A 6,346-nucleotide genomic window follows, 5' to 3' on the forward strand; every position below is an offset into this window, starting at 1 on the left:
TTCCAGCCCTTCTCCGCCAGGGTTCGTTTCAGCTGGCTTCAAGGCCTGTCGCTCCAGGAGATGCAAGAACGAGTCGCAGGACTTTCGTCGCAGAGCGCGATTCTCTTTGGCGAGTACGGAGATGCCGCTGGCATCGTGAACCGGCGCGACGATCCGTTCACCATTCTTCACGCCGTGTCCGGCGCACCTCTTTTTGGCTTGTTTGCCTCGCAGCTCGGCACGGGAATCGTAGGCGGACCGCTCTTATCGGAAACGGAGATTGGCCGCCGTGCCGCGGCGACCGCCCACCGGATTTTGAGCGGTGAGCCACCCGAGACGATCGAGCCAAGTCCGGTAACGGCTGGCAGCCCGGTCTACGACTTCCGCGAGCTGACGCGATGGGGAATTCGCGAGACACTGCTTCCGGAGGGAAGCCGTGTCTTGTTTCGGCCTCCCTCGCTCTGGGACGAGCACCGTATGCTTCTTCTCGTGGGCATCAGCTTCCTGGTTTTGGAAACGGCCCTTATCGGCGGTCTCCTCCTGCAGCGCTCCCGCCGACGCGCCTCCCAGAAGGAAGCCCGAGCGCTCGCGCGGCGCCTTCTCACCGCCCATGAGGACGAGCGTCGCCGGCTCGCCCGGGAGCTGCACGACGATCTGAGCCAGAGGCTCGCAAGGCTCGCCATCGATGCGGCGCGCGTGCGACGGGCCCCGAGCTCAACCGTGGAGGAGTCGGCGGCCGCCATGAGGGACGAGCTCGTTCGGCTCAGCGAGGATGTTCACGCGCTTTCCTACCAGCTCCATCCCTCGGTTCTCGACGATCTGGGATTGAAGGATGCGCTCAAAGTAGAGTGCGACCGCTTTTCCCGGAGAGAATCCATCCGCGCTGAATTGACTTCGTTCGAGGGGCCATCGGAGCTTCCGCCCGAGACCGCGGCTTGCCTCTACCGCATCGCTCAGGAGGCGCTGCGCAACGTGGCGCGACATTCCGGGGCGAGCCGGGTGCAGCTCGCGGTAACGACGACGAACGGCCAGATGCAAATGAAGGTGAGCGACGACGGAGTGGGTTTTGCGTCGGGCCAGCGACGAACCAGGAGCCTCGGGCATGCGAGCATGAGGGAGAGGGCGCGTCTCGTGCACGGGAAGCTCGACATCGAGAGCGCCCCCGGACGCGGAACGACGGTTACGGTCTCGGTGCCGCTGAGAGAAGGCTCGCCGTGAGTCGCCGCAGAGTCTTGTTGGCTGAAGATGACCGTACCGCAGCCGAAGCTCCGAAGAGGTAGGTTCCAAACCGATTTCGTTCTGTCTCCCTCTTCGGCCGTCCTCCGTCCACGGTACTCGAGCTCCTGCCGGACAGGCGGCGGACCGGCAACGCCCCTACTTGAGATTTGTATTCATTGTGTTTCATAATGATGACATGGCCAAGGACGCGGCTATCACGATACGAATCCCATCTTCACTCAAGCGCCGCCTCGAGGCCCGAGCCAAGGCGCAGCATCGCTCCGTCTCGGCACAAGTGGTCGCCGATCTCGAGAGGGCCCTCACCGATCGGTCCGACGAGGTTGGTGGGAAGGGGCGCTTCCTGGGTCTTTTCGAAGGCACCCAATTGCCCTCGGATGAAGAGATTCAGGAGGTTCGTGATCTCCTGTGGGGGAGCGAGTCCCGGCTCGGGCGCCATGGCTAGCTACGTCCTCGATACCCACGCGTTGGTTTTCTCGCTCGCAGCGCCGGCCAAGCTCGGCAGGAAGGCCAAACGTGCATTGAGGTCGGTTGAAGAGGGCGAAAGCCAGGCGTGGATTCCGGCCGCCGTTGCTGCCGAGGTCGTCTTGTTGAGAGAGCTCGGGCGGATCGAGTTCGGCCTCGCGCAGCTCAAAACCGCGACCGAGGAGACCCCGAAGCTGAAGTTTCTCTCGCTGGACTTTCCGCAGATTGATGAGTTCGCGGCTCTCGGCACCATTCGCGATCCCTTCGACCGGCTGATCGTGAGCGCCGCTCGTACCGTCGGGGCAAAGCTGATCAGCAAAGAGGAGGGCTTCGCGGTGCAAGGGCTGGTCGAGATCGTCTGGTCCTGAGCCTCCGGGCCGTCGTCCATGAAAACCTGGCGTCCTAGGGCTAGAACCGGAACGGCGTTCTCTGGGAGATCGACGAAGCCGATATCCCGGAGGGCCCTGTCTTGTGCCACAACCAACCCGCCCTCTCGAAGGCACCAAACTCGTAAAATCTTCTCTCCCGCCTAGTACTTTTACGAGTTCCCGGCTCAGCGTCCTTCCAATACTGTGCCTACGGTGAGTATGCTCGGAACGGCATCGACCCGTTTCTTTCCGAACGGCCGGGCGTTCGGCCCCGCGGGCGGTGCAAGTCGGTGACCCCGCGCCTCTTGGGAAATTAGGCGCAATGGCGGGTCGGGAATGCGCTGCGGGAGGGCAGAAGCTCTCCGCCCGCGGGGGCTGAAGGTGAGATTAGCTGCGGTTGCCTGGCTGCTTACGGCGGTCTACTACTTCTATCAGTACGCGCTCCGTTCGGCGCCGGCGGTCATGATGCCGCAGCTATCGGAGGCCTTCACTCTCGGCCCACTCGGCGTCGCCTCGATCGTGGGCCTCTTCTACTACGGCTATTCGCCGTTCAGCCTGGTCGCCGGGGCGGCCATGGATCGGCTGGGGCCGAGGCGGCTCCTGCCGACGGCAGCGGCCGTGGTCGGCATCGGCGCCCTCCTGTTCGCGACGGGCAGCCGCGAGGCGGCGAGCGTCGGGAGGTTTCTCCAGGGAGCGGGTGGCGTCTTCGCGCTGGTGGGAGCGATTTACATCGCCACCACGAATTTTCCCGCCTCCCGCGCCGCCACCTTGATCGGAGCGACGCAGATGTTCGGCATGGCAGGAGGCTCGGCCGGACAGTTCTTGGTGGGACCTTTGATCGGGCGCGGCCTTTCCTGGCAGGCGTTCTGGATCGGAATGGGCATCGCCGGTCTCGCGATTGGCGGAGTTCTCTACCTGTTGCTGCCCAAGGATGAACGACGAGCCCGAAAAGAGGGCGGGCTGACGAGCGCGGCCGACGCGTTCAAGGTGGTCTTCAAGAACCCGCAGTCGATTCTGTGCGGACTGATCGCGGGTCTGCTCTTCATTCCCACGACCATCTTCGACATGATCTGGGGCGTTCGCTATCTCCAGGAGGCTCGCGGCTTCGAGTATGCTGACGCGGTGCTGCGGTCTTCGACGGTTCCCTTCGGCTGGATCCTCGGATGTCCCCTCCTCGGCCTCATCTCGGATCGGCTGGGGCGGAGAAAGCCGGTGCTCTTCGGTGGGGCGATCGTCCTACTCGGGTGCCTCGCGTTCATTCTCTATGGCCCCTCTGACCTGCTCCCCCCGTACACCGTCGGGCTCATCGCTGGCATCGCGTCGGGGGCGGCGATGCTACCGTACACGATCATCAAGGAAGCGAACCCGCCGCAGTTCGGGGGAACGGCAACGGGAGTGGTCAACTTTCTCAACTTCACCTTCAGCGCGCTCCTCGGTCCGGTCTTCGGATGGATTCTGGAGGGTATCTCCTCGGGGGCCGCACCAATGGAGCCCGGGCACTACCAGACGGCGTTCACGCCGCTTATGTACGGGGTCGCCCTCGCGATCGGGCTTCTCTTCCTGCTGAAGGAAACGGGACCGCGCGGAGCGAAGGAGACACATTCATGAGCAAAGAGCCTGGAACGGGGAAATATGAACGATTGCTCGAGAGGTGCCGAAATCTCGAGCCGGTTCCGACCGCGGTCGCGTACCCTTGCGAAGAGTCCGCGCTGGCCGGAGCGGTCGAAGCGGCGCAAAAAGGGCTCATCGTGCCCATCCTCGTGGGTCCCGCCGACCGGATCGCCGAAATCGGCCGTCCCGCTGGCATCGACGTCGGCGATTACGAGATCGTGGACGTTGCCGATAGCCATGCGTCAGCGTCCCGGGCGGTCGCGCTCGTCCGCGAGGGCAAGGCGGAGCTCCTGATGAAAGGGAGCCTCCATACCGACGAGTTGATGGGAGCCGTCGTTTCTCGCGAAGGAGGACTCCGTACCGCGAGGCGAATCAGTCACATCTTCGTCATGGACGTTCCCACCTATCACAAGGTCCTGATCGTGACCGACGGCGCGATCAATATCGCTCCCACTCTCGAAGACAAGGTGGACATCTGCCAGAACGCCATCGACCTGGCCGTGGCTCTCGGCCGGGAAAACCCGAAGGTCGCCATCCTGGCCGCGGTCGAGACCGTGACCTCCAAGATGCCAGCCACCATCGATGCCGCAGCTCTCTGCAAGATGGCCGACCGGGGACAGATCAAGGGCGCCCTCCTGGATGGACCCCTGGCGTTCGACAACGCCATCAGCCGGGAGGCGGCGGCAACGAAAGGCATTCGTTCCGAGGTCGCGGGCGATCCGGACATCTTGCTCGCGCCGGATCTGGAGGCGGGAAACATCCTCGCCAAGCAGCTCAGCTTTCTCGCCAACGCCGACAGCGCCGGCCTGGTTTTGGGTGCGAGGGTGCCGGTTATTCTCACGAGCCGGGCGGACAGCGTGCGGTCTCGGATCGCGAGCTGCGCCGTCGCCATGCTGGCGGCTCATGCCCGCCGTCAGGCGATAGGAAAGGGTTGACAGGTGTCAGAGCAGAAGAAACGCATTACCGTCGACGGCAACGAAGCCGCGGCCTCGGTCGCGTTTCGCCTGAGCGAGGCGATCGCGATCTTTCCGATCACTCCGAGCTCGCCGATGGCCGAGCACTGCGACGAGTGGGCCAGCCGGGGAAGGACGAACCTCTGGGGCGTCGTGCCCGAGGTGGCAGAGATGCAGTCGGAAGGTGGCGCCGCCGGAGCCGTCCATGGAGCCCTCCAGGCGGGGGCGCTCTCGACGACCTTCACCGCCTCTCAGGGTCTCCTCCTCATGATCCCCAACATGTACAAGATCGCGGGGGAGCTCTCGCCCTTCACCATGCATGTGGCCGCCCGCACGCTGGCGACGCATGCGCTTTCGATCTTCGGCGACCACTCCGACGTGATGGCCTGCCGCCAGACGGGATTCGCACTCCTCTGCTCCAACTCCGTCCAGGAAGCACACGACTTCGCCGCGATCGCGCACGCGGCGACGCTCGAGTCGCGCGTTCCCTTCCTTCACTTCTTCGACGGCTTCCGCACCTCTCACGAGGTGGCGAAGATCGAGGAGCTCTCGGACGACGATTTGAGGAGCCTCCTTTCCGAGGAGGCGATTCGAGCGACGCGCGTGCGCGCCCTCACCCCCGACCGGCCCGTCCTCCGCGGCACGGCTCAGAACCCCGACGTGTTCTTCCAGGCGCGCGAGGCGGCTAACGTCTTCTACGATGACTGCCCGGGAATCGTTGAGAAAGTGATGGTCCGATTCGCCGAGCGGACGGGCCGCCGCTACCATCTCTTCGACTACTCGGGCGATCCCGAGGCCGAACGCGTGATCGTGATCATGGGCTCGGGAGCGGAGACCGTGGAAGAAACGGTTGAGCACCTTTCCGGAAGCGGCGAAAAAGTGGGAATCCTCAAGGTGCGGCTCTATCGACCGTTCGGGGCTGCCACTTTCGTCTCGGCTCTCCCGAAGACCGCTCGGTCGATCGCCGTCCTCGACCGGACCAAAGAGCCGGGGGCACCGGGGGACCCTCTGTATCTCGACGTGGTGACCGCTCTCTCCGAGGCCGGGGACCCGCACTTCCCAGCCCAGCCGCGGGTCATCGCCGGCCGCTACGGGCTGTCCTCGAAGGAGTTCACGCCGGCGATGGTGAAAGCCGTCTTCGACGAGCTCGACCAGAAGACGCCTCGCCGCCACTTCACCATCGGAATCGTCGACGATGTGACGCACTCGTCGCTTTCGTGGGACCCGTCGTTCCGCACCGAGGGAAAGGACGTGTCGGCGTCCCTCTTCTATGGTCTCGGAGCCGACGGTACCGTCGGCGCCAACAAGAACTCCATCAAGATCGTCGGCCAGGAGACCGAACGGCACGTACAGGGCTACTTCGTCTACGACTCGAAGAAGTCCGGCGCGATTACAATCTCGCACTTGCGATCGAGCCCGCGGCCCATCCGCTCAGCCTATCTCGTGGACCAGGCGAGCTTCGTCGCCTGCCATCAGTTCGAGTTCGTGGACAAGATCGACATCCTCGAGCACGCCGCTTCTGGTGCGGTCTTCCTTCTGAACGCACCCTACGCTCCCGACGCCGTGTGGGATCAGCTGCCCCGCGAGATGCAGGACCAGATGGTCGAGAAGAAGCTCCGCTTCTTCACCATCGACGCCTATGCCCTCGCGAAAGAAGCGGGAATGGGCGGGCGCATCAACACCATCATGCAGACCTGCTTCTTCGCCATCTCCGGAATCCTTCCCCGCGAGGAG

At 64.1% G+C, this 6,346-nt stretch carries 6 protein-coding genes; 5 read left to right on the forward strand and 1 reads right to left on the reverse strand.

Going from position 1 to position 6,346, the window contains the following annotated elements:
• A partial coding sequence (locus VEK15_32895; protein ID HXV65540.1) for a sensor histidine kinase occupies positions 1-1,197 on the forward strand: 1,197 nt, incomplete at its 5' end.
• Positions 1,198-1,432: 235 nt separating this feature from the next.
• Here the strand turns inward: VEK15_32895 and VEK15_32900 are convergent.
• Positions 1,433-1,654, reverse strand: a complete 222-nt coding sequence (locus VEK15_32900) for a hypothetical protein (GenBank protein HXV65541.1) — start codon at positions 1,652-1,654, stop codon at positions 1,433-1,435.
• On the opposite strand from VEK15_32900, the gene VEK15_32905 reads away from it, so the two are divergent.
• The 4 genes from VEK15_32905 to nifJ all read left to right on the forward strand — a co-directional run.
• Complete coding sequence (locus VEK15_32905; protein ID HXV65542.1) at positions 1,653-2,048, forward strand: PIN domain-containing protein; 396 nt, start codon at positions 1,653-1,655, stop codon at positions 2,046-2,048. The two genes, VEK15_32900 and VEK15_32905, sit on opposite strands and share 2 nt — an antisense overlap.
• Positions 2,049-2,429: 381 nt before the next feature.
• On the forward strand, positions 2,430-3,656 hold the full coding sequence (locus tag VEK15_32910; GenBank protein ID HXV65543.1) for an MFS transporter: 1,227 nt from the start codon (positions 2,430-2,432) through the stop codon (positions 3,654-3,656).
• Complete coding sequence (locus VEK15_32915) at positions 3,653-4,594, forward strand: bifunctional enoyl-CoA hydratase/phosphate acetyltransferase (protein HXV65544.1); 942 nt, start codon at positions 3,653-3,655, stop codon at positions 4,592-4,594. Before VEK15_32910 ends, VEK15_32915 begins: the two co-directional genes overlap by 4 nt.
• A 3-nt stretch (positions 4,595-4,597) precedes the next feature.
• The coding region (gene nifJ, locus VEK15_32920) for a pyruvate:ferredoxin (flavodoxin) oxidoreductase (protein ID HXV65545.1) at positions 4,598-6,346 on the forward strand (1,749 nt) is incomplete at its 3' end.

The organism is Vicinamibacteria bacterium (assembly GCA_035620555.1).
Taxonomy (GTDB): domain Bacteria; phylum Acidobacteriota; class Vicinamibacteria; order Marinacidobacterales; family SMYC01; genus DASPGQ01.

Bases quoted from the DNA above. Each gene is read 5' to 3' on its own strand.
- VEK15_32905 (HXV65542.1), top strand. From the start codon at position 1,653: ATGGCTAGCTACGTCCTCGATACCCACGCGTTGGTTTTCTCGCTCGCA.
- VEK15_32900 (HXV65541.1), bottom strand. From the start codon at position 1,654: ATGGCGCCCGAGCCGGGACTCGCTCCCCCACAGGAGATCACGAACCTC.
- VEK15_32915 (HXV65544.1), top strand. From the start codon at position 3,653: ATGAGCAAAGAGCCTGGAACGGGGAAATATGAACGATTGCTCGAGAGG.